Below are 21,336 nucleotides of genomic sequence, written 5' to 3'. Positions count from 1 at the left end.
CCACGCCCCCGATCGCTTGACCCTGGAGTCGACGACATGCCCAACCGGTCCGACCATTCGCATGGCATGAAGCTGGTGATCCTCGGCCGCGACGGCACCATCAACCGCTACCGCGACGATCACGTCAAGGCGCCCGAGGAACTCGAGCCGCTGCCCGGCGCGCTCGAAGCGGTGGCGCGTCTGAACCATGCGGGCTGGCACACGGTCATGGCGACCAACCAGCCCGGCATCGGGCGAGGCTTGTTAGACATGGCCTCGCTCAATGCGGTGCATGTCCGGCTCAACCAGTTGCTGGCGGAGAAGGGCGGTCGACTCGATGCCGCCTTCTTCTGCCCGCATGTACCCGAAGAGAACTGCAACTGCCGCAAGCCGCTGCCCGGGCTGATCGAGCAGATCGGCGAGCGCTTCGGCGTGGATCTCTCGCAGGTCCACATGGTCGGCGCCAGCGTGCGCGACCTGCAGACGGCGCGTGCCGCCGGATGCATCCCTCATCTGCTGCGTGGCGACCGGCTGGCCGGCGTGGATGAACAGCAGTTGCAGGAGCAGATTGCCCTGGTGCCCGGCTCCCGGGTGCACAACGATCTGACCGCTTTCGCCGAGGCGCTGATCCAGCAGGAGCGCCGCGCCCGCGCGGATGCCCGCGGTGAATCCCTCAAACCCGACACCGGCCCCGGAGACCTGAGCTGATGCTCATCGCCTTGCGTTCCTTCCTCTTCGTCCTCTATCTCATCATCACCGTCGTGCCCTGGGGTTCCGCCGTGGTGCTGGTTTCTCCCTTCCTGAGCAGCACCCGGCTCTACTGGATGTGTGCCGGCTGGCTGCGCATCGCGATCTGGGGCGCGCGGGTGATCTGCGGCGTCACCTGGCGGGTCCGCGGCATGGCGCATCTGCCGACCGGCGAGCACGAGTCGGTGATCCTGCTGTCCAAGCACCAGTCCACCTGGGAGACCTTCGCCTATCCGATGCTGATGCCGCGACCGCTGGGCTATGTCTTCAAGCGCGAGCTGATCTACATCCCGTTCTTCGGCTGGGCGATGGCCCGGCTGGACATGATCCACATCGACCGCAGCAAGCGCAGCGAGGCCTGGGCCAAGGTGGCCGCACAGGGCCGCCGGCTGGCCGCGCAGGGCACCTGGGTGATCATGTTCCCCGAGGGCACCCGTGTGGCGCGCGGACAGGTGGGTGAGTACAAGAGCGGCGGCACCCGCCTGGCGGTGGAAACCGGCCAGCCGGTGGTGCCGATCGCGATGAACTCGGCCCGCTGCTGGCCGCGCAAGAGCTTCCTGCTGCGCCCGGGCGTGATCGATGTGTCGATCGGACCGCAGATCCCCAGCCAGGGTCGCACGCCGACCGAGCTGATGCAGGAGGTGCGGCAATGGATCGAAGGGGAAATGCATCGCATCGACCCCGAGGCCTATCCATCGGCCGCCCCGTCGTCGCCCTCGACCCTGCCGCCGGCCCCGCCTTCGCCCCCTGCGCCGCCCGCACCGGCCTCGGTCTGATTACACTCGCAGCCCATGCTGCCATCCAAGCTGCGGAGCCTGGCCGAACTGTTGAAATTCAGCCAGCTGTCGTTGTTCGACAGCGATCCCCCGCCTGCGCCGGCACCCGCCGTGCTCCGGCCGGTGCCGTCTGCGCCCCCCGCCCCTGATTCCACGCCCCCCGCCCCGGCGCTTGAGCGTCCGGAGTCGAGCGCGGGCGGCCGTCATGTGCTGCTGCAGGGGCGCTCGATTCCCTACGACCTCAAGCGTGCGCGGCGGCGAAGCATCGGCTTCACCGTCAGCGAGGAGGGCCTGCGGGTGTCGGCCCCGAAGTGGGTGCCGGTGGCGGAGATCGAGAAGGCGCTGCAGCAAAAGGGCGAGTGGATCCTGCGCAAGCTGGTGGAGCAGCGTGAGCGCGCTCGTCGCACCCAGGCGGCCCGGGTGGACTGGGCCGACGGCTGCAGCCTGCCGTATCTGGGCGAACCGCTGATCGTCGTGCTCGACCCGGGCTTGACCGGCGCGCGGCTGGATGCCGGCACCGCGGATCCGCAGGGCACGCTCTCCGCCGTGCCCCGGCGCCTGCTCTACCTGGGTCTGCCGCAGCGCGCAGAGCCCGAACAGATTCGGGACGCGGTGCAATCCTGGCTGCAGCGACAGGCCCGGCAGTTGTTCGAGCAGCGCTGCCGCCACTTCGCCGCTCAGTTGGACGTCACCATGACCGGGCTGCGGCTGTCGTCGGCTCAGACCCGGTGGGGCAGCGCCAATGCGGATGGGGTGATCCGGCTGAACTGGCGCCTGATTCACTTCTCACCCGCGCTGATCGACTATGTCGTGGCCCATGAGTTGGCTCATCTGCGCGAAATGAACCACAGCCCGCGCTTCTGGGCCGTGGTGCGATCGGTGATGCCGGACTATGAGCATGCCCGCGACCGACTGAAACAGGCCGTCCTGCCCCTGATGGATGCGCCTTGACCGGCAAGCGCTGAGGCGGGCGATGCGCGTCGGCGCCTCCGCTTGTCGTGCAGCGTCCGCCATCAGCGAGATGTCGGTTTTCGGAAATTCAGTCCCCCCTTAGGGGGGGCTTGTAACAACTATGTGTGGCAGTGACACTGAACCTTGCTGTCATCGCCGCATCTGAGTCGGAATCGCTGTCGATTCCACTTACGGTAGCGCCAGGGTCCCATCAGCGTGTGCTGACACCGGTAGACCCGCGCTCACGACCGAAAAGTTGATGCATACAAGGCTCGGCGCCGCCGCTCCGCAAGGGGCGGCGGTGACTGAATTGGCTGAATAAGCTGAACGGGCGGTCCGCCCCGCTTCTCCCCTCGCTCACCACGACGAACCCGATCGACCCAGACCTGCTCGGGTTTGATCGTGCCGCATTCGATGCGCCGGGGGGCGTGTTCGTCTCATCGTGCGTGACCGAGCTCGTGTGCTGCCGGTGCCCGCTCTCGCCACGCGCGGGTAACCCCCACGTCTCAATTCGCTCGATCGCGACAGCTCGCGCCCGACCACCCGAGCGCGCGCCCGCTCAGGCCGTGAATCGATAGATGCCGTCGTCATCCAACTGCCGACGCAACTGCCCGCCCAGCCACAGCCGGTTCAAGTGGGCCACCGCCTCGCCCATGGCGAAGGTGGTCTGGTGCAGGTCCAGCTTGCGGCGGAACATCATCGGCAGCAGTTCAGCGGCGTGGCACGGCTTGGCGGTGCAGGCTTCCAGCACTTCCGCCAGGCGCTCCCGGTGGTGTTCCTGAAGCTGATCGATGCGGGCATGCAGCCCGCGGAACGGCTTGCCGTGGGCCGGCAGCACCAGGGTGTCCGCCGGCAAGGGCAGCAGGCGTTCCAGCGAATCCAGGTACAGCGTCAGCGGGTCCGCCTCCGGTTCCACATCCACCACCGAGACATTCGTCGAGATGCGCGGCAGCACCATGTCGCCGGCGATCATCACGCCCAGGCGCTCGCTGAACAGGCTGATGTGCTCCGGCGCATGGCCGTAGCCGACGAGGCAGCGCCAATCGTGATCGCCGATGCGCAGCACCATGCCGTCCATCAGGCGGCGGAAGGCTGTGGGAATGGCCGGCACCATGCTCGGGTAATAGCTGGCCCGGCCGCGGATCTTCTCGATCGATTCCGGATCGGTCAGCCCGTGGCTGCCGAAGAAGGCCGCTGCCGCTTCGCCACCCATGCCGACGGTGGACGACGACGCGACCTTGGCCAGTTGGTAATCGGTGGCGCTGATCCACAGGCGGCATTGCCATCGTGTGGTCAGCCAGTCGGCCAGGCCCATGTGGTCGGGATGGAAATGGGTGACGATGACCCGCAGCACCGGCAGCCCGTCGAGGTGGCGGTCGAAGACCTGCTGCCACTGGGCCTGGGTGGCCTCGTTGTGGATGCCGCAGTCGACGATGCTCCAGCCGGCGCGGCCATCGATCTCGTCCCGCAGCAGCCACAGATTGATGTGGTCCAGCGCAAAGGGCAGGCCCATCCGCACCCAGCGCACGCCGGGCAGAACGTCCAGCGCTTCGCCCGCTGCGGGCAGGGCATCGCCCAGAGGGTAGGAGAGTTCGGATTCGCGGGGATTGGCCATGGCGATAGACTTACGTTTACGTCAACGTCATCCTTCAGTGTATCCATGAGCATCGCTTCCCGCCCGAGCCCGGCCGACGACCTGTCCGAGGACGCGCTGCCGGACGCCAGCGACACCGCGGGCCCGCTGTTCACCATCACCGAACTCGCCGCCGAGTTCGACATCACCCCGCGTGCGATCCGCTTCTATGAGGACATGGGCCTGCTCACGCCCGCGCGCGCCGGCCGCAACCGTGTCTACACCCAGCGCGACCGCACCCGGCTCAAGCTCACCCTGCGCGGCAAGCGGCTGGGTCTGTCGCTGCAGGATGTGAAGCAACTCGTCGACATGTACGACAGCCAGGCCGACACCGTGCCGCAGCTGCGCGCCTTCCTCGGCGTGCTGGAGCAGCATCGCAGCCAATTGCGGCAGCAGCTCAGCGACATCGAAGTCACCTTGGCCGAGATCGCCCAGCACGAGGAGCGCTGCCATGCGTTGCTGGCCGAGGCCGGCCAGCCGGTCGGCTGAGCTGGGCTGACCTCGGGCATGCAGGGGGCCGCGACGCGTTCGGTCCGAAGCGGTTCAATCTGACGCGCTCCCTCTTCGGACGGAACCCTGTGCGGTCGTCTCACGCCTACACTTCGCGGCCATGAACGGCCTGCACATCACCGCCGACCTCTCCGGCTGCGCCCCTGCGGCCCTGATGATCGACATCACCGCGCTGGCGCAGGCCAGCCGCGCCGCGACCGAGGCCGCCGGGCTGACCGTGGTCGGCGACCACTGGCATCGGTTCCCGGATGCCGCCGACGGTCAACCGGGCGGCGTCACCGGGATGCTGCTGCTGGCCGAATCGCATGTGGCGCTGCACACCTGGCCGGAGCTCGGTGCGGTGACGCTGGATGTCTATGTCTGCAATTACGGCGGCGACAACGCACCCAAGGCCGAAGCGTTGATGGCCCATCTCACGGCACTGTTCCAGCCCACCGAGACACTGGCGCAACGGCTGGTGCGCGGACGGCTCGGTGCGACCGGAACGACCAACGCGCACGCGGCGCACACCGTCGACGCCGCAGAGCTGGCGCCGGCCGGCGACGCGCTTGCGCGCATCGAGGCGCGCGACCGCGCTTGAGCGCGACACCAGCGCCGCTCAGCGCGGCGCTGGCGGGCTCACTTACTTCGCCCCACCGCTGCCCGTGCTGGCGGCCGGTTGCCCCTTGGCCACGGCGGTTTCAGGCGAGGGGCTCACCGGCTTGAACAGGCCCATCACATCGCGCTTGCCGCGGTCCAGGTACGGAACCGGCTGATCCATCCACGCCGGGCGTGGGCTGCCCAGCAGGTAGTGGTCGAAGAACTCGGCCATGTGGACGGTGTAGTGCTTGGTGTTGTCGCGATCCCGGAGCCCGTGCTTCTCGCCGTTGTAGTTGAACCAGTAGGCCTCCTTGCCCAGCCGGCGCAAGGCGGTGAAGAACTCGATGCCCTGGTACCAGGGCACCGCATCGTCGTCATCGTTGTGGATGGTCAGGTAGGGCGTGGTGACCTTGTTGACCTGGAAGATGGGCGAGTTCTCCAGGTAGAGATCCGGCCGCTCCCAGGGCGCCGCACCGATCCGGCTTTGGCCGTGTTCGTACTGGAAGGCCCGACTGATGCCAGCCCCCCAGCGGATGCCGCCGTAGCCGCTGACCATGTTGGCCATCGAGGCGCCGGCCTCGGCCGCGCGGAACATCGAGGTGCGGGTGATCAGGTAATTGATTTGGTAGGCGCCCCAGCTGTGACCCTGGATGCCGACCCGCTTGGGATCGATGTAGCCCTTGGCGATCTGCTGCCGGACCGCCGGCAGCACCGTGTTCATCGCACTGCGACCCGGATGGCCGGTCGTATAGACGATGTCGGGCCGCAGCACGACATAGCCGTTGCTCACATAGCGGGCGACGTTGATGTTCTGGCTCGGAGCGGGCGGAATGTAGCGGTACCGGTTGTCCGTCATCTTCTCGTAGATGTAGACCATCATCGGGTACTGCTTCTTCGGATCGAAGTCCGCCGGCTTGGCCAGCAGCGCGCGCAGCTTCTTGCCGTCCGCCGTGGTGTAGTCGATCAGCTCCTGCGTGCCCCAGGCATAGCGCGCCTGCTGCGGATTGGCCTCGCTGATCTTCTGCGGCGACTGCAGCGTCAGGGTGGACGTCCACAGGTTCGGGAATTCGCTGAAGGTCTGCTGGGTGAAGACGATGCGGTCGGCGTCCTTGGCCTTGATCAGGCCGCCGATCATCTTGTCGTCCTGGATCAGCACCTGCGGTGTGCCGCCCGCCGCGTCGACGCGGTAGTAGCCGCTCGCCCGGGTGATGTCATGCGTGCCCGCCAGCATCAGGGTGTCGATGGGCAAGGGCTTCTGGTCGGCATCTTCCGGATCCAGCGGCACCACCCGCAGTTCCCGTTGCTGCTTCGCGCCCCAGCCTTGCGTCAGGTTGCGGCTCTTGCCGGTGGCCGGTTGCACCGACCAGAGATCGAACTTGTCGTAAAGCACCACGCTGTCATCGTCGCGGGTCCAGCCGGCGGCGCCGTAAGGCGAGGGCAGGTCGGGCACGTCGCGGTCGTCGTTGTCGAAACGCGCCTTGATGCGGCCGGTCAGATTGATCACCTCGCCGGTGTCGGTGCGCCAGGCCAGCCAGCGCACCGCCGGCGCATCGAAGCCCAGCACGTACTTGCCGGTCGGCGACAGGGTCGGCGGATGGCGCAGCTTGCGGCCCAGCGCCTTCGCGGCGCCGGTCTGCAGATCGACCGCATAGGCATCCATGTAGCGGCCTTCCCAGGACATCAGCGGACGGTAGGGCAGGTCGCTCAGCCCCAGCGCCACCGTGGCGTTCTCATTGACCTGGATGACGGGCAGCGACTTGTTGGCCAACTGCACGAACCGTGGTGCCGGTCCAGACGATCCCGATGCATCCGACGATGCGGCCGGCGCCTGCCCGAGGCTGCCGAGATGAACCACGGCGCGATAGCTTCGCACCCGTTCCCTCTCCGCCTTCACCTTCTGCGCCGACTGCAGCTCCGGATCCTTCCAGTGCCAGAGGTCGACCTTCATCGGCTCCGGTGCGTCCTTGGCTTCGGGCGCCGGCAGCTCGGTGGTGCTGAGGAACAGCCGCTGGCCGTCCTTGCTGAAGTTCAGCGGCGCATGCTCGCTGGGGGTCCAACCGGCGGGCATGCCCGCGGTGTCGCCGCTGACGAGCACCGAGGCCGTCTCCGCCCTGGCCCGCCACAGGAACAGCTTGAACGGCGTGGGATCGGGCTTGGCGTCCTTGCTGTCCTTGGCCGCGTCTTTCGATTCCGATCGGGCTTCGGACCTGGTTTCAGCCTTGGCTTCCAACTCGGCCTCGGCTGCCTTGTCCGGCCTCGCTGCAGCCGCGGCAGCCGACTTGCCCTTGGAGGCCGCCTGAAGCGCCAGATGGTCGCGGTTGCTGACAAACGCCAACTGCCGGCCCTGCTCGTCGAAGCGCAGCTGCTTGTAGCTGCCGGCGCCGGCCAGCAGCACCCGCGGCTTGCCCGGCTCGGCCGGATCGATCAGGTAGACGCCTTCTCTCAAGCTGTCGTCGGTGGTCGGCTTCGCGTCGGCAGTAGGTGTTGATGCGGCACCGGACGTGCTGGCCACGGTGGCGCTGGCACCTGAGGCCGCTGCGGTCGCCGGTGCTGCGCTCTTGCCCTTGGGCGCCTCCTTGACCGAGACGCTGTAGGCCAATTGATCGCCCTTGAGCGACCAGGCGAAATCGGCGACGTCCTTGATCGAATGGCGCTGCCCCGTGGCCGCGTCGATGAGGATCAACTCGGTCCCCGGGGCCTTCTTCGGTGAGGGGCCGGTCAAGCCATCGAACGCCGCTTCCTGGTCGCTGCCAACGCCGGCGATGCCGGGCAGCGTGTCGTCGGCCTCGCGGTACGCCGACAGGTCGGGCGCCTCATCGGCTTTCGCGGCGGACTCGGCCTTGGCGTCGCCCTTGGCGCCATCCTTCTTGATCGGCGGCTCCAACAACATCGCCAGGTGGACGCCGCCGTCCTTGCCCCAGGCAAAGCGCTTCACCCGTTCCACCACCTCGACCTTGCCGGTCGACAGATCCATCCAGGCGGCGCCGGCCTTGGGCGCGTCGTCGCCTTTCTTCTTGTCCGTCTTCGCCTTGTCGAGCTCGGCGCGTGTGGGTTGCACGGCGAAGGCCACGAAGCGACCGTCCGCGCTGAACACCGGCGCGGTGCCGCGTTCGGCCCGCCATTCATGGCCGTCGGCGAATCGACGCAGCACGAGTTCGCCGTCGGCCTCCTGGGCCACCAGCGCATAGGCCAACCATTGGCCGTTCCGGCTCAACTGCGTGCCCTGGATGCTGCGCCAGGTGGCGTAGACATCGTGGGTGATCGGCAGCTTGGCACTGACCGGCGCGGTGGCTGCTGCGGCTGCTGCGGCGACCGGCTTGAGCGCGGTCGCGGGGGCGGCGTTCAGCCCCTGGATCGGCATCAGGCCGATCGCCAGCGCCGACAGCGCGGGTAGGGACTTGGTGATGACGCGAGCGGCGCGACCGGCGCGACCGGCGCGAGTGGCGGGGGTAGCAGTGAGGGCGAAGGGCATGGACCGTGTGTCAAGCGTGCCCAGTCGGGCGACGATGGCGCCGGTTATAGCAAGCGCGCTGCAGTCCGGAACGAAGACATTCCCGCAATCCGGGCCTGAATCCGGCCGGCGCGGCGGTCAACCCCGATCAGGTGTGCGTTTGTCGCCAATTCCACAACCCAGGGTTGGCGGTCCCCAACCAGCGGTATCGATCGGCCATTCAGCCCGCGGCCGCCGTCAGGGTGCGGATCAGCCACGTCTGCAGATCCTGGATCTCCGCCATGCTCACCTCGTGGCCCATCGGATAGGTCTGCCACTGCACGTCGTAGCCCAACCGCTGCAGCTCCGCCAGGCTGGCCTGGGCGCGGGCCGGCGCGACCACGGCGTCACCCGTGCCGTGCGCCAGGAAGATCGGCGTCCGGGCATTGGCCTCATGCCGTTCGGCCTCGGTCTGCGGCAACAGCGGCAGATAACCGGAGAGCCCGACCAGCCCGGCCAGCCGCTTCGGAAAACGCAGGCCGGTCATCAGCGTCATCGCGCAGCCTTGCGAGAAGCCCGCCAGCACGATGCGCTCCGGCGGGATCTGATGCTCGCTTTCCTCCCGCGCGATGAGTGCCTCGATCAGCGCCTGGGACTGGCGCAGCCCGACCGCATCTTCGCGTTGGCTCAGGTCGCCGTGGCGGATGTCGTACCAGGCGGGCATGCGCATGCCGTTGTTGATCGTGACCGGAATCTCCGGCGCGTTGGGCAGCACGAAGCGCAGACCGCCGTGGGCCAGCACCGGGCTCAGGTCCAAGGTCTGGCAGACCGGCACGAAGTCGTTGCCGTCCGCGCCCAGACCGTGCAGCACGATGATGGTGAAGCGCGGGGTCTCGCGGGTCTGCAGTTCGATGGATTCAAGCGTCATGACGAGCCTTGGCAAGGATTGCGCGAAGAAGGGAAGGGCCCGATGCTAGCGGCAGCAGGATCGGCCGCGGGAACGATGAGGCCGCCAGCGGTCCAGCCCGCCTCCGTGGCCTTGCGTCGGGCGACGCTGCAGCTGATCGCAAAGCCCTCGTCACCGTGGTGGCGGTCGCTACGCTGTGAACCATCGATCCCCTCAGGATCTTTGAATCGACAAGGAGCCCATCATGTCTGACAGCGAAGAACTCCAACGCCTGGCCGAGCTGCATCAACGCGGACTGCTGAGCGACGACGAGTTCATGCGGGCCAAGGCCCGTGTGCTCGGCGGCGCGCAGGGTGCGCAGGGTGCGGGGACGTCGTCGGCATCCGGCGGCACGACATCAGGCGCCTCGACGTATGCCTTCCACGGCGCGGGCGCTCAGGCGGGGTCGGCCAGTGCACCGCGGGCGCCGGCGGTCGAGGCGATCAATCGCCTTCGGCGTGCGCGCATGGACCGCTGGATCGGCGGTGTCTGCGGCGGCATCGCGCAGCTCACCGGCATCACGTCCTGGTTCTGGCGCATCGTGTTCCTGCTGCTGGTCACCTGCGCGGGCAGCGGTCTGATGCTGTATTTGCTGCTGTGGATCTTCGTGCCGCAGGAGGACTGAGCGGCGAGGCCGGCGCCGACCGATTCGGCGCCGACCTGTTCAGCGCCGGCCGGTCAGCACATAGGCCGATTCCAGCCAGCGCCGTTCCACCTCCCAGGCGGACAAGCGCGGCGTGAGGTCGTGCCAGGGGCAATCGAGCCGCTCCGCGCAGACGATGGAATGCATCGCCGCCCCGAGCACGAAGAGATTGCTCATCGGCCACCACGGCGAGGCCCACACCAGTCCGGCGGCCACCACGCGGGCGCCCGGTTTCAAGGCACGCATGGCCTGGGCCAGGGCCTGCGGCTGCTGCAGCACATCGTGGGTGAAGAAGAACAGCGCGGCGTCTGCGCTGGCGGGCGGCAGCCAGGTGTCCAGGCTCGCGGATTCGGCGGGCGTCTCGATCCAGTGCATGCGGGGCGCGTGCTGCAGTTCGGCCACCCGTCGACGTGCGCGCGCCATCATGGCGTCACAGGGCTCGATCGCCACGATGCGACCCTGTGGGCCCACGCCCTGCGCCAGGTCCGGCAGGCTCAATCCGGTGCCGCAGCCCACATCCAGCACCGTTTGCCCCGGTTCCAACGCGAGCGCGGCAATCGCCTCGCGCCGCAGCGGCGCCACGGGCAGCAGCTCCAGGTCGTAGATCGGCGCGCGGCGCGCATAGAGCGCGCTGAGCGCCTGAAGGCGTTCGCTGGGGTGGGTCATGCGGATCGGCAGGTTGGGGGCGATGGTGGGCTGGCTCTCGGTCTGGGGTTCGAGCCCTCACGGACTCTGCGAGGCTGCGAGTCTGTGGGGCTGGGGACCTTGCAGCTTCGCGGTGCTGTCACCTGAATGTCAAGCGGCTTCGAGCGTGGTTCCCCATTCGGAAATGATGGCGTACAGCGGTTCGCTACTGCTACCGCTCCCATCGCCATCGCCATCGCCATCGCCATCGCCAACGCCAACGCCAACGCCAACGCCAACGGCAACGGCAACGGCAACGGCAACGCTGCCGAGACCGATCGAGACCGAGACAGCCCCGGGCCAGTCACTAGGCAACGACGAGACCCACAGACCGCCAACGCCCCCTCGCCGTGGCTCCAACGGGCCAGGTGGCCGCCACGTCACACGGAGGCGATGAAGACCAGCCTAGCGGCGTGAAGGCGGCGGCGGGTGGCGACCGCTGGTGCGGAGGGGCCGCTTGGATGGGCCTTCGCACACGCCGGACGCGCATCGATGCGGGTGTCACGCAATCGTCATCAGCGATCGAAAGAATCGCCGCCCATGGTCCACCCTCGAAACCCTGGCATGTCGATGGCCAAACTGCGCCGCGCCGCCTTGGCTGTGGCGGCTTCCCTGCTGAGCGCCACCGCATTCGGTCAATCGATCGCCCCGCCGGCGTCGGCCGCGCCGCAAGACCTCAAGTTCGCCCAGTTCTTCCGCCAGCCGGTGGGCGACCGCGGGCTGCAGCTGTCCGAGACGCTGCTGTCGGCGCAGGGACAGCAGGTTCGCTTGGTGGGCTACATGGTGGCGCAGGAACAGCCTCAGCCCGGCCGCTTCTGGCTGACGCCCCGACCGGTGCGGATGAGCGAGCACGCCGATGGCGAGGCCGATGACCTGCCCGCCTCCACCGTCACCGTGCTGCTCGATCCGGCGCAGCGGGAGCGCCTGATCGCGCACCGCAACGGCCTGGTGGTGTTGACCGGCCAATTGCAGGTGGGACGGCAGGAGGATGGCTCGGGACGGGTGTCCTGGGTCCGTCTGCAACTGCCCCCTCAGGCGCTGGAAGACGCGCCCTCTGCCGGCGGCGCTGCGGGTGCCGCCGGCGCCCATGCGCACTGAGTTCGTCGACCCCGCGGCCGCCAGCCGGCGGCGCGGTGAGACCGTGTCCCTTCCGATCCTCCCAAGCGCCTTCGTCATGAAAAAACTGTCCCCGATGCTGGTCACCGCCGGCGCCCTGATGGGCCTGGCCGCCACCGCGCAGGCCGCGCCCACGGTCACTCGCCTGACGCCGCCCAGCGAGATGTTCGCCAGCGGCCGCCCCGACCCGGTGATCGCCCGCTTCCTGCCCGGTCAACGCTTCGACCTGCAGGCCACGATCAAGCCTGACGCCGGGCAGCGCATCAGCGCCGCGCGCTTCTTCATCGACGGCCAGGCGGTGGACGCCGCAGTGGCCCTGCGCGACTGCGCCAGCGGCTGCGTCAAGGGCGTGAGCGCCGAGACCGCGATCGCCACCGTCCGCGCGGTGAGCCTGGAGAAGGCCGGTCGCCACGAGTTCAGCATCGAGGCCACCCAGGCCGACGGCCAAAAGGTCACCGCCCGCGGCAACCTGGAGGTGGTGCCGTTCACCGCCGCCATGGGCCCCAAGGTCAAGAACATCATCATCTTGCTGGGTGATGGCATGGGCGCGGCCCAGCGCACGGCGGCACGGATCGTCAAGGGCGGCTATGCGCAGGGCAAGGTGATTGCGCCGCTGGCGATGGACACCTTCCCCGCCACCGCGCTGGTGAAGACCGCGTCGCTGAACTCGGTGGTGACCGACTCGTCGCCCGGCATGACCGCCTATGTCTCCGGCAACAAGAACAACAACAATGAAGAGGGCGTGTTCCCCGACGACACCGTCGACGCCTTCGACAATCCACGCATCGAATACCTGTCCGAGTATCTGCACCGCACCCAGGGCAAGGCGCTGGGCATCGTGACCACGGCGGACGTCTTCGACGCCACCCCGGCCGGCAATGCGGTGCACACCAGCAACCGGGGCGCGGGCACCGGCATCGTCGATCAGTTCTTCGACGATCGCAGCCGCACCGGCCTGACCGTGCTGCTGGGCGGCGGCCGCAAGTGGTTCCTGCCTGCGGGCACGCCCGGCTCCGAGCGGGCCGAGGGCAACGACTATGCGTTCTCCGCCACCGATCCCCATACCGCTGAGATCGTGAAGCGCTGGGGCGCCGCGCCCGGCGCGAAGGACAAGGACCGCGACCTGATCCAGGCCTTCCAGTCCGCCGGCTACCGCTATGCGCCAACCCGCACCGCACTGCAGGCCGCCACCGATGGCGCGGGCGCGGACAAGCTGCTGGGCCTGTTCGCCTTCTCCAACATGAACGTCGCGCTGGACAAGATCGACGGCCGTCGAGGCGCAGCCAAGGGCATCACCGGCACGGTGGTGGACGACTACGGTTTCCCCGACCAGCCAATGCTCGACGAGATGGCCCGTGCGGCGCTGTCCACGCTGAAGAAGCAGCCCAAGGGCTTCGTGCTGATGATCGAAGGCGCGTCGATCGACAAGCAGGCCCACAACATGGACACCGAACGCTGGATGCTCGACACCCTCGAGTTCGATCGGGCGGTGCAGGTGGCGCAGGAATTCGCCCGCGAGAACGGCGACACGCTGGTGATCGTCACTGCGGACCATGAATGCTCGGGCGCGGCGCTGATCGGCGGCTCGATGCTGACCGACCAGGCCCTGCAGGAGGCCGCCCAGAAGAAGGGCGTGGCCCATCTGCGCGACAAGGTGGTGGGCGTCTACGAGAAGGCCGGTTTCCCGCGTTATCGCATCGCCGCTGACGGCTACCCCGAAGCCACCGACATCGACTATCGCCTGTTGGTGGGATACGGCGCCAACGCCGATCGCTATGAAGACTGGCGCACCAACACCACACCGCTGCGTGATTCGCAACAGCCGCTGGCCAAGAGCGAGCCGCTGAAGTGGTATCCCCCGGTGCCGATGGAGCGCGACGATGCGTTTGGTGAGTACCTGGTCACCGGCCAGGTGCCCGGCGAATCGGCGGTGCACACCGCGACGGACATTCCGCTGTCGGCCTTCGGCCCGGGCGCGCTGGCCTTCACCGGCGTGATCGACAACACGGACGTGTTCTTCAAGCTGGCGCAGGCCGCCGTCAAGGGCACCACCGCACCGGCGGATGCCACGGGCGCGAAGCGACCGGCAAAGGCGACCGCGCGCTGAACGTCCTGTACGGTGAGATGCGGCGTGGTGCCCGACCGGCCGCGCGCCTTTGCTGATCAATGCGGCCGGGGCGGTCGACGCGGCGGCAGCTCCTCCGGATCGGAGCGATCGGTCTCCTCATCCGGACGTCGACGTGAGTACGGGGTGGGGGACGGTCTGCGCAGCGGACGCGGGTCGGGGATCGGGAGCGGGAGCATGGGACCTCGTCGGGGAAAAGGGGAAGCGCGAAGGGAACGCCGAAGGCGCTGGACCCAGTGCGGGTCAAGGCTGCGAATTCTTCCCAGGCCCGGCGGCGAGGTAAATCGTCAAGAGGTGGGTGGCTCCGATGGGGGAGCGATCCACTGCTCGGCGGCGCGCACGAGGCAGACGGCCGCCACCCCCGTTCCGCGGGCATCCGCCACCTGCCGGTCGGACAGGATCCCCCCGATGGCGACCACCGGATAGCCGGCCATGCGTGCCCACCAGCGCAATTGCGCCAGGCCTTGCGGCAACCAGGGCATGCGCTTGGTGGTCGTCGGCCAGACGGGGCCGCAGGCGATGTAGCTGGGCGTCAGGCCGCGCGCCCGACACAGCTCCCACAGGCTGTGGCTGGACAGGCCCAGGCCCAGCCGCCGGTGTCGACGCAGCTGGAGCAGTTCCTCGCGCTCCTGGGCCGTCAGCGCGCCCCAGTCCTCCTGGCCCAGATGCAGCGCCTGCGCACCCGCATCGACCGCCAGCCGCCAGTGGTCATTGATCCACAGGGTGGTGCCGCGGCCGACGTCGCCCGCCGTGGCGGTGACCGTCTCGCGGATCGCGGCGGTCAGGTCGGCATCGCTGGTGTCCTCGGCCCGCTTGATGCGCAGTTGCACATGCGCGAATCGACCGCTGGCGGCCAGCGCCGCCACCCGCGACGGTTGGTCGGCAATCGCATAGAGGCCGGGTTCGAATCGACGTCGATCCGGTTGGGTCAGCGCGCGCTCCCAGCGGGCCAGGGTGGTGGCGTCGGGCGATGTCTCGTCCTCAAAGCCCATCACCGGCATGGCGGTGGGATCGTCCACGAACCCGGCCGAGGGCCGCAGCGGCCCGGCGCCGGCGCCGGCCGCGTGACCGTCGCGCAGCGCGGCCCAGGTGAGCATCTTGGCCAGCACCACCGCATCCGGCACCGCGAAGCCGCGCGCCAGCGCCGCAGCAGCAGCCGTGGCGAAGGTGCAGCCGCTGCCGTGGTGGTGCAGCGGACGGTCTGGCGTCGCGGTCAAACGCGGCAGCGCCAGCCAGCCGCTCGCCAGCGGGCTGTCCAGCCAGTCCAGCGCCAGCGCCGCGTCGGTCGACGGCTCATCTCCACCGGTGATGCAGACCGCCTGGGCGCCCAGTTGCCGCAGGCCCCGCGCCAGCTCGGGGACCGATTGCTGTCCCGCCGCCACGCCCAGCAGTCGCTCGGCCTCGCGGCGATTCGGCGTGAGCAGCGCGGCCTGGGGGATCAGTTGATGTCGATAGGCCGAGAGGAGCGCATCGTCGCAAAAGGCGGCGCCGCCGGCCGTGGCCCCCAGCACCGGGTCGACCACGAGCGCGGCGTCCCCCCGCTGGGCCAGCAGCGCGTCGATCGCCGGGGCGCTGGCCAGCAGGCCGGTCTTGATGACGCGCGCGGGCATGTCCTGCCGCAGCGCCGTCAGTTGGGCGCGCAATTGATCCGCCGGCAGCGGGAAGACCGCCTGGACGCCTTGCGAATGTTGGGCCGTCACGGCGGCCACCACGGGGCACAGATGCACGCCCATCGCTGCGGCCGCCCGGGTGTCGGCACTCAGGCCGGCGCCGCCACCGCTGTCGGTGCCCGCCACGCTCCAGATGACCGGGGGCACCGGATCCTCGGTCCAGGCCATCAGCAGGGCCAGGTCCGGGTCGACCTCCGGCGCCCAGGGCGAGGCCAGGCTGGGGTGGGGATAAATCAGACCTTCCATCGGTCACTCCTCGATGTCCTGCGGGTTCGGCGCCGCCGCACGGCGCCGCCTCGCGATTCGTTGTTGTGGCCCACCGCCGACCTGCGGCGCGTCATGGATGGACTGTGCCCCCTCCACACGCGCCCGGTCGGCACCGGGGCAATTGACCCGCCCGGTGGCGGATCCTCCCCCCATCATGGTCGATTGAGCGCTGGACCGCCTGATCGCACGTCTCGTGCCATGCCATGCCGGACCGTCCTGCGCCGCTCAGCCCCGCATGGTGCCACTCACGGCGATCCCAGCAGGAAGGCATGGCCGCTGACCGGCGTGCTGGCCACCGCCACCTCCTGCGGGGCCATCAAACCGGCGCGGAACGCCGTGCGGCCGGCGGTGACCGCATCGCGGAAGGCGCCCGCCATCGCCACCGGGTCGCGGGCCTGGGCCACGGCGCTGTTGAGCAGCACCGCATCGAAGCCCAGCTCCATCGCCCGTGCGGCCTGGGAGGGGGCGCCCAGGCCCGCATCGATGACCAGCACGGTGTCGGGTAGCCGCTCGCGCAGGGTGCGCAGGCCGTGCAGGTTCAGCAGGCCCTGGCCAGAGCCGATCGGCGCGCCCCAGGGCATCAGCAGCGGGCAGCCGGCGTCGAGCAGGCGGCGGCAGAGGATCAGGTCCTCGGTGCAGTAGGGGAAGACGGTGAAGCCGTCGCGCGCCAGTTCCGCCGCAGCGCTCAGCAGTTCGAAGGGGTCGGGCTGCAGCGTGTGGTCGTCGCCAATGACCTCCAGCTTGATCCAGGCGGTGCGGTAGAGCTCGCGCGCCATCTGCGCGATCTGCACCGCTTCGCGCGCGCTGCGGCAGCCGGCGGTGTTGGGCAGCAGGTGGGCGCCCTGGGCGCGGGCGGTGGCCAGGGCCTGTGCGATCGCACCGTTGTCCCCGGCGAGCAGGGTGCGCTTGAGGCCGACGGTCAGCACCTGGGTGCCGGATGCGCGAATCGCCTCGTCCAGCCGTTGCGGGCTGGGATAGCCGGCACTGCCGAGGAAGAAGCGGCTGACCAGCGTCCGGCCGTCGATCTGCAGGGCGTCGGCCTTTGGCGGTGCCTCGCGGGGGGCGCCCGTTGGCGTTGCAGCGGGGGTGGTCGTCATTTCAGCCTCCGACGATGGGTTGGAAGAACAGCACCTGGTCGCCCTCCTGCAGCCGTGTCGCGGCGCGGCGGTCACGGGCCACGAAGCGTCCATTGACCGCGGTGGCCACTGAGTCGGGCGCGCGCTGCGCGTGGGTCAACAGGTCCGACAGGGAGCTGCCTGCGCGCAGCACGATGTCGCGGTCATCAAGCCGCACGGTGATCGACGTGGGCGTGGGGTCCGAGTCCATGGGCGAGGAAGGGCCTGCACGGCTGTCCCAATGGGCAGGCGCCATGTGGCCTGGACCGGCGGCCGACCTGACCGGCGGATCGGCCACCGGATCGGGAACCGAATGAGACAAGGATCGGGGCGTCGAATGCGACAACGGATCCGGGCTGACGGAGGGGGGGGACGCACCGGTCGCCTTGTCGGTGTGGGTCGACAGCGATTGGGAAGAAGCGGGAGAAGTCATGTGGAGGAGTCCATGTCGTCGCCAAGGTGGGCCAGGCCGCTGTCGCGCAGCAGGCGGTACACCAGGGCGGGTGCGAGCAGCCAGCCGTGGCGGTACAGGCCGTTGAGTCGGAGCAGGCCGGGTTCGAATGTGGCCGAGGGCAGGTTGTCGGGCAGGGCAGGGCGCAGATGCCGATCCAGTCGGACGATGCGGGCTTCGCTCAGGGCGGGCAGCACGCTGTGGGCGGCCGCCATCAGCTCCACGGCGGACCGCAATGACACCGGACTGCGGTCCTCGCTCTCGATCTCGCTGGCGCCAACCACCACCTCGTTCGTCGACCGTGGCACCAGGTACACCCGATGACGCGGATGCAGCAGCCGCAGCGGCCGGGTCAGGCCATGGCCCGGCAGGTCCAGGGTGACGATCTCGCCCCGCACCCCGCGCAGCGGCAAGGGCGGGCGTGCGCCGAGACCGCGCGCATCGATGGCCCAGTCGCTGTCCCAGCGCTCGCCGTCGGCCAGGTGAAGCGCATGCGGCAGCACCTGGTCCACCGCGCGGCCCCAATGCCAGTGCGCACCGGTGGCACCGGCCATCAGCGCCGCCATGGCGGGTACCGGCGCGATCAGGCCTTCGCCGGGCAGGCGCCAGCCGCGCAGCCCGGCGGCCAGGGCGGGCTCCAATGCGCGCAGCGTCGGACCGTCCAGGGCCTCGGCGCCCGGCATGTGGTTCAGCGCGCGCTGGGCGGCGCCCAGGTCGCTGCCGTGCGCCAGCAGCAGGCTGTCGCGCTGTTCCAGCGGCACCGGCAGCGGCAGCGCCGCGACGATGCGCGGCCACAGCGCCAACGACCGCCATCCCAGCGCCGCCACTGCGGCACCGCCCTGTTCCTGCTCGGCCAGCGGACTCAGCATGCCGGCCGCACTGAAGGCGGCCGCCCCGGTGGCGTCGAACGACGGCAGCGGACCCGGCGCGGCCTCCGCGATCGACACCCGATGGCCGGCGGACGTCAGCGCCCAGGCGAAGAGCCGGCCCGCCAGTCCGGCGCCGGCAATGGCAATGGAGGCCATCGCGCTCAGGCCTGGCGGATCGGGATGTAGAGCTCGCCGCCCTGGGCGCGGAACTCCGCACTCTTCTCGCGCATGCCGGCCAGGGCCTGCGCATCCGCGCTGCCGCCCAGGGCCTGCGCATCCGCGCTGCCGCCGGAGGCCTCCGCGCCGTCGAGCGGGGGCTGACCGCCTTGCGCCTCGAGGTTCGCGCTGTACTCCCGCACGTCCTGGGTGATCTTCATCGAGCAGAACTTGGGGCCGCACATCGAGCAGAAGTGGGCCACCTTGGCGCTGTCCTTGGGCAGGGTCTCGTCGTGGAATTCGCGGGCCGTCTCCGGATCCAGCCCGAGGTTGAACTGGTCCTCCCAGCGGAACTCGAAGCGCGCCTTGGACAGGGCATCGTCCCGCGACCGCGCGGCCGGATGGCCCTTGGCGATGTCGGCCGCATGGGCGGCAATCTTGTAGGCCATCAACCCCTGCTTGACGTCCTCGCGGTCCGGCAGGCCCAGATGCTCCTTCGGCGTCACATAGCAGAGCATGGCGCATCCGAACCAGCCGATCATCGCGGCGCCGATGCCGCTGGTGATGTGGTCGTAGCCCGGGGCGATGTCGGTGGTCAGCGGCCCCAGCGTGTAGAACGGCGCTTCGTCGCAATGCTTGAGCTGCTCGGTCATGTTGGCCTGGATCATGTGCATCGGCACATGGCCGGGGCCTTCGATCATGGTCTGCACGTCGTGCTTCCAGGCGATCTTGGTCAGCTCGCCCAGCGTGCGCAGTTCGGCGAACTGCGCTTCGTCATTGGCATCGGCGAGCGAGCCTGGACGCAGGCCGTCGCCCAGCGAGAAGCTCACGTCATACGCCTTCATGATTTCGCAGATCTCTTCGAAGTGGGTGTAGAGGAAGTTCTCGCGGTGATGCGCAATGCACCACTTGGCGAGGATGGATCCACCCCGGGAGACGATGCCGGTGCGACGCTTGACCGTCATCGGCACGAAGGGCAGACGCACGCCGGCATGGATGGTGAAGTAGTCGACGCCCTGTTCCGCCTGCTCGATGAGGGTGTCGCGGAACAGCGGCCAGCTCAGTTCCTCTGCGACGCCGCCGACCTTCTCCAGCGCCTGGTAGATCGGCACGGTGCCGATGGGCACGGGGCTGTTGCGGAGGATCCAGTCGCGCGTGGTGTGGATGTTGCGGCCGGTGGAGAGATCCATCACCGTGTCTGCGCCCCATCGGGTCGCCCAGACCAGCTTCTCGACCTCTTCCTCGATGCCGGAGCTGACGGCCGAGTTGCCGATGTTGGCATTGACCTTCACCAGGAAGTTGCGGCCGATGGCCATCGGCTCGACCTCCGGATGGTTGATGTTGGCCGGGATGATGGCGCGGCCGCGGGCCACTTCGTCGCGCACGAACTCCGGCGTGATGAAGCCCGGGATGCGGGCGCCCAGGCCCTGTCCGGCCAGGCGCTGCTCGCGTTCGGTATCTGCCATGTACTCATGCATCCAGGCCCGACGGCCGTTTTCGCGGATGGCGACGTACTCCATTTCTGCGGTGACGATGCCCCGCCGCGCATAGTGCATCTGCGACACATTGGCGCCGGCCCGTGCCCGACGCGGCGTGCGCGACAGCGACTCGCTCTGGGCCCGCAGCGCCTGTTGCTGCGCCGCTTCCCGCAGGCCGTCGTCATGCAGCTGGATCGGCCGTCCGGTGTAGGTCTCGGTGTCGCCGCGCGCGGCGATCCAGTCGGCGCGCGGCGTGGGCAGCCCGTGGCGCACATCGGTGGCCACGGCCGGATCGGTGTAGGGACCGGAGGTGTCGTAGACGGCAATGCGCTCGCCGTTGGTGAGCGCGATCTCGCGCAGCGGCACCCGCAGCGTCGGATGCAGCACGCCCGGTTCGTGCACCTTCACCGAGGCGGGCAGGGGCGCGCGGCTGGCGGCCAGGCGTTGGTGGAAATCGGTGGCGGCCTGCTCGGCCGCGCGGGCTGAGAGGGCCGTGTCGGCCGTGTCGGCAGACGATGCGCGGTGGAAAGAGGCGGGCGTGGGGGTCAGGTCGTGTGTCATCAGGCGTCTCCGGGGTGGGGCACCGGAGGCTTGGCCTGAGCGGGACGGAACGACGATCGGAACAGGGCCCGGGTCGGGAGACCGGTGCGCCCGGCCCTGTGGACCGCGCTGACGCTGCGGTCTGTGCCGACTGCGCCAGGTAGACGCAGGGCTGCAGGGAGGAGGCGCCCCAAAGGGCTGGCTCTTCTTACGCCGGTACGAACCGGATCAAGTTCAGCGGGTCCGCGGCTTCATCGCCGTGTCTCAGCCCGTGTCGCGCCAGCCGTCGGCTGTCGTGACCCAGGGCACCCCGGAGCAGGCGGCCAGTATAGGGCGCGACACGGGGGCGGCGCCGAGGGTCGCCTTGAGGCCTGCTCCAGGCGGTTTGAACACCGCATGAGCGCGACCCGGTCATGGTCCCAATCGGTGCATGTCGCCCGATCGCGGTGCGCCGCGCACCGGCGGTCGGCATGGGCCGCGGCAAGGCCTGGCCAGGGGCCGGACGATTTGTGAAATCTGCGACAACGTGAACGGCGTTACGCGTCGCTGCGGGCAAACCCCGAGGGGGAGTCGCCCCCGTGACTTCTTACACTTTGTCGCTCTTGCCGTGGCGTTGCTTACAAACAGAAACCGGCGTTTGCCTCAGAGGGTGGATTCATGAACAGCCGTCG

General features: G+C 69.2%; 17 protein-coding genes and 1 riboswitch. Of the genes, 8 read left to right on the top strand and 9 right to left on the bottom strand.

All coding sequences use genetic code 11. The features are described 5' to 3' along the window. Nucleotides 1–36 precede the first annotated feature (36 nt). The 3 genes from gmhB to N4261_RS23285 are packed head-to-tail and all read left to right on the top strand — an operon-like array spanning nt 37 to nt 2,453. A complete protein-coding gene (gene gmhB, locus N4261_RS23295; protein WP_261757626.1) occupies nt 37–687 on the top strand; it encodes a D-glycero-beta-D-manno-heptose 1,7-bisphosphate 7-phosphatase in 651 nt (216 codons plus the stop codon). Beyond that, complete coding sequence (locus N4261_RS23290; protein ID WP_261757625.1) at nt 687–1,502, top strand: lysophospholipid acyltransferase family protein; 816 nt, start codon at nt 687–689, stop codon at nt 1,500–1,502. Before gmhB ends, N4261_RS23290 begins: the two co-directional genes overlap by 1 nt. A 15-nt stretch (nt 1,503–1,517) precedes the next feature. After that, nucleotides 1,518–2,453 (top strand): M48 family metallopeptidase, encoded by a 936-nt coding sequence (locus N4261_RS23285; protein WP_261757624.1) that lies wholly within the window; start codon nt 1,518–1,520, stop codon nt 2,451–2,453. A gap of 559 nt (nt 2,454–3,012) precedes the next feature. On the opposite strand, the gene N4261_RS23280 is transcribed toward N4261_RS23285, so the two are convergent. Next, on the bottom strand, nt 3,013–4,068 hold the full coding sequence (locus N4261_RS23280; protein ID WP_261757622.1) for an MBL fold metallo-hydrolase: 1,056 nt from the start codon (nt 4,066–4,068) through the stop codon (nt 3,013–3,015). 45 nt (nt 4,069–4,113) lie between these two features. On the opposite strand from N4261_RS23280, the gene N4261_RS23275 reads away from it, so the two are divergent. Next, complete coding sequence (locus N4261_RS23275) at nt 4,114–4,575, top strand: MerR family transcriptional regulator (RefSeq protein ID WP_261757621.1); 462 nt, start codon at nt 4,114–4,116, stop codon at nt 4,573–4,575. A 121-nt stretch (nt 4,576–4,696) separates the two neighbouring features. Continuing rightward, nucleotides 4,697–5,176: an S-adenosylmethionine decarboxylase family protein gene (locus N4261_RS23270; protein WP_261757620.1), complete on the top strand. Its 480-nt coding sequence runs from the start codon at nt 4,697–4,699 to the stop codon at nt 5,174–5,176. Nucleotides 5,177–5,218: 42 nt separating this feature from the next. On the opposite strand, the gene N4261_RS23265 is transcribed toward N4261_RS23270, so the two are convergent. Then, complete coding sequence (locus N4261_RS23265) at nt 5,219–8,647, bottom strand: S9 family peptidase (protein WP_261757619.1); 3,429 nt, start codon at nt 8,645–8,647, stop codon at nt 5,219–5,221. A gap of 199 nt (nt 8,648–8,846) precedes the next feature. Further along, nucleotides 8,847–9,533, bottom strand: coding sequence for an alpha/beta hydrolase (locus tag N4261_RS23260; protein WP_261757617.1), 687 nt, complete (start codon nt 9,531–9,533; stop codon nt 8,847–8,849). Between the two features lie 223 nt (nt 9,534–9,756). On the opposite strand from N4261_RS23260, the gene N4261_RS23255 reads away from it, so the two are divergent. Further along, the gene (locus N4261_RS23255) at nt 9,757–10,176 is read left to right on the top strand and encodes a PspC domain-containing protein (protein ID WP_261757616.1); all 420 of its coding nucleotides are present in this window, start codon (nt 9,757–9,759) and stop codon (nt 10,174–10,176) included. 39 nt (nt 10,177–10,215) lie between these two features. On the opposite strand, the gene N4261_RS23250 is transcribed toward N4261_RS23255, so the two are convergent. Then, nucleotides 10,216–10,860: a class I SAM-dependent methyltransferase gene (locus N4261_RS23250; protein ID WP_261757615.1), complete on the bottom strand. Its 645-nt coding sequence runs from the start codon at nt 10,858–10,860 to the stop codon at nt 10,216–10,218. Nucleotides 10,861–11,418: 558 nt separating this feature from the next. Here N4261_RS23250 and N4261_RS23245 point away from each other — a divergent pair. Further along, a complete protein-coding gene (locus N4261_RS23245; RefSeq protein ID WP_261757614.1) occupies nt 11,419–11,976 on the top strand; it encodes a hypothetical protein in 558 nt (185 codons plus the stop codon). Nucleotides 11,977–12,052: 76 nt separating this feature from the next. Further along, complete coding sequence (locus tag N4261_RS23240; protein WP_261757613.1) at nt 12,053–14,101, top strand: alkaline phosphatase; 2,049 nt, start codon at nt 12,053–12,055, stop codon at nt 14,099–14,101. A 305-nt stretch (nt 14,102–14,406) separates the two neighbouring features. On the opposite strand, the gene N4261_RS23235 is transcribed toward N4261_RS23240, so the two are convergent. The 5 genes from N4261_RS23235 to thiC all read right to left on the bottom strand — a co-directional run bounded on the left by N4261_RS23235 (nt 14,407) and on the right by thiC (nt 20,686). Beyond that, nucleotides 14,407–16,035, bottom strand: coding sequence for a bifunctional hydroxymethylpyrimidine kinase/phosphomethylpyrimidine kinase (locus N4261_RS23235; protein WP_261757612.1), 1,629 nt, complete (start codon nt 16,033–16,035; stop codon nt 14,407–14,409). Between the two features lie 266 nt (nt 16,036–16,301). Next, on the bottom strand, nt 16,302–17,153 hold the full coding sequence (locus N4261_RS23230) for a thiazole synthase (protein ID WP_261757611.1): 852 nt from the start codon (nt 17,151–17,153) through the stop codon (nt 16,302–16,304). Nucleotide 17,154: 1 nt separating this feature from the next. After that, nucleotides 17,155–17,382, bottom strand: coding sequence for a sulfur carrier protein ThiS (gene thiS, locus N4261_RS23225; protein WP_261757610.1), 228 nt, complete (start codon nt 17,380–17,382; stop codon nt 17,155–17,157). Between the two features lie 218 nt (nt 17,383–17,600). Next, nucleotides 17,601–18,647 (bottom strand): FAD-dependent oxidoreductase, encoded by a 1,047-nt coding sequence (locus N4261_RS23220; RefSeq protein ID WP_261757609.1) that lies wholly within the window; start codon nt 18,645–18,647, stop codon nt 17,601–17,603. 5 nt (nt 18,648–18,652) lie between these two features. Beyond that, nucleotides 18,653–20,686 carry a phosphomethylpyrimidine synthase ThiC gene (thiC, locus tag N4261_RS23215; RefSeq protein WP_261757608.1) on the bottom strand — a complete coding sequence of 678 codons (2,034 nt, stop codon included), beginning with the start codon at nt 20,684–20,686 and terminating at the stop codon, nt 18,653–18,655. A gap of 167 nt (nt 20,687–20,853) precedes the next feature. Further along, a riboswitch (TPP riboswitch) is annotated at nt 20,854–20,988 on the bottom strand. Nucleotides 20,989–21,336 lie beyond the last annotated feature (348 nt).

It is taken from the genome of Roseateles amylovorans (genome assembly GCF_025398155.2).
Lineage (GTDB): Bacteria > Pseudomonadota > Gammaproteobacteria > Burkholderiales > Burkholderiaceae_C > Roseateles > Roseateles amylovorans.
Note: the sequence above shows the minus strand (reverse complement) of the source record. Positions and strands in the feature narration are given on the sequence as shown.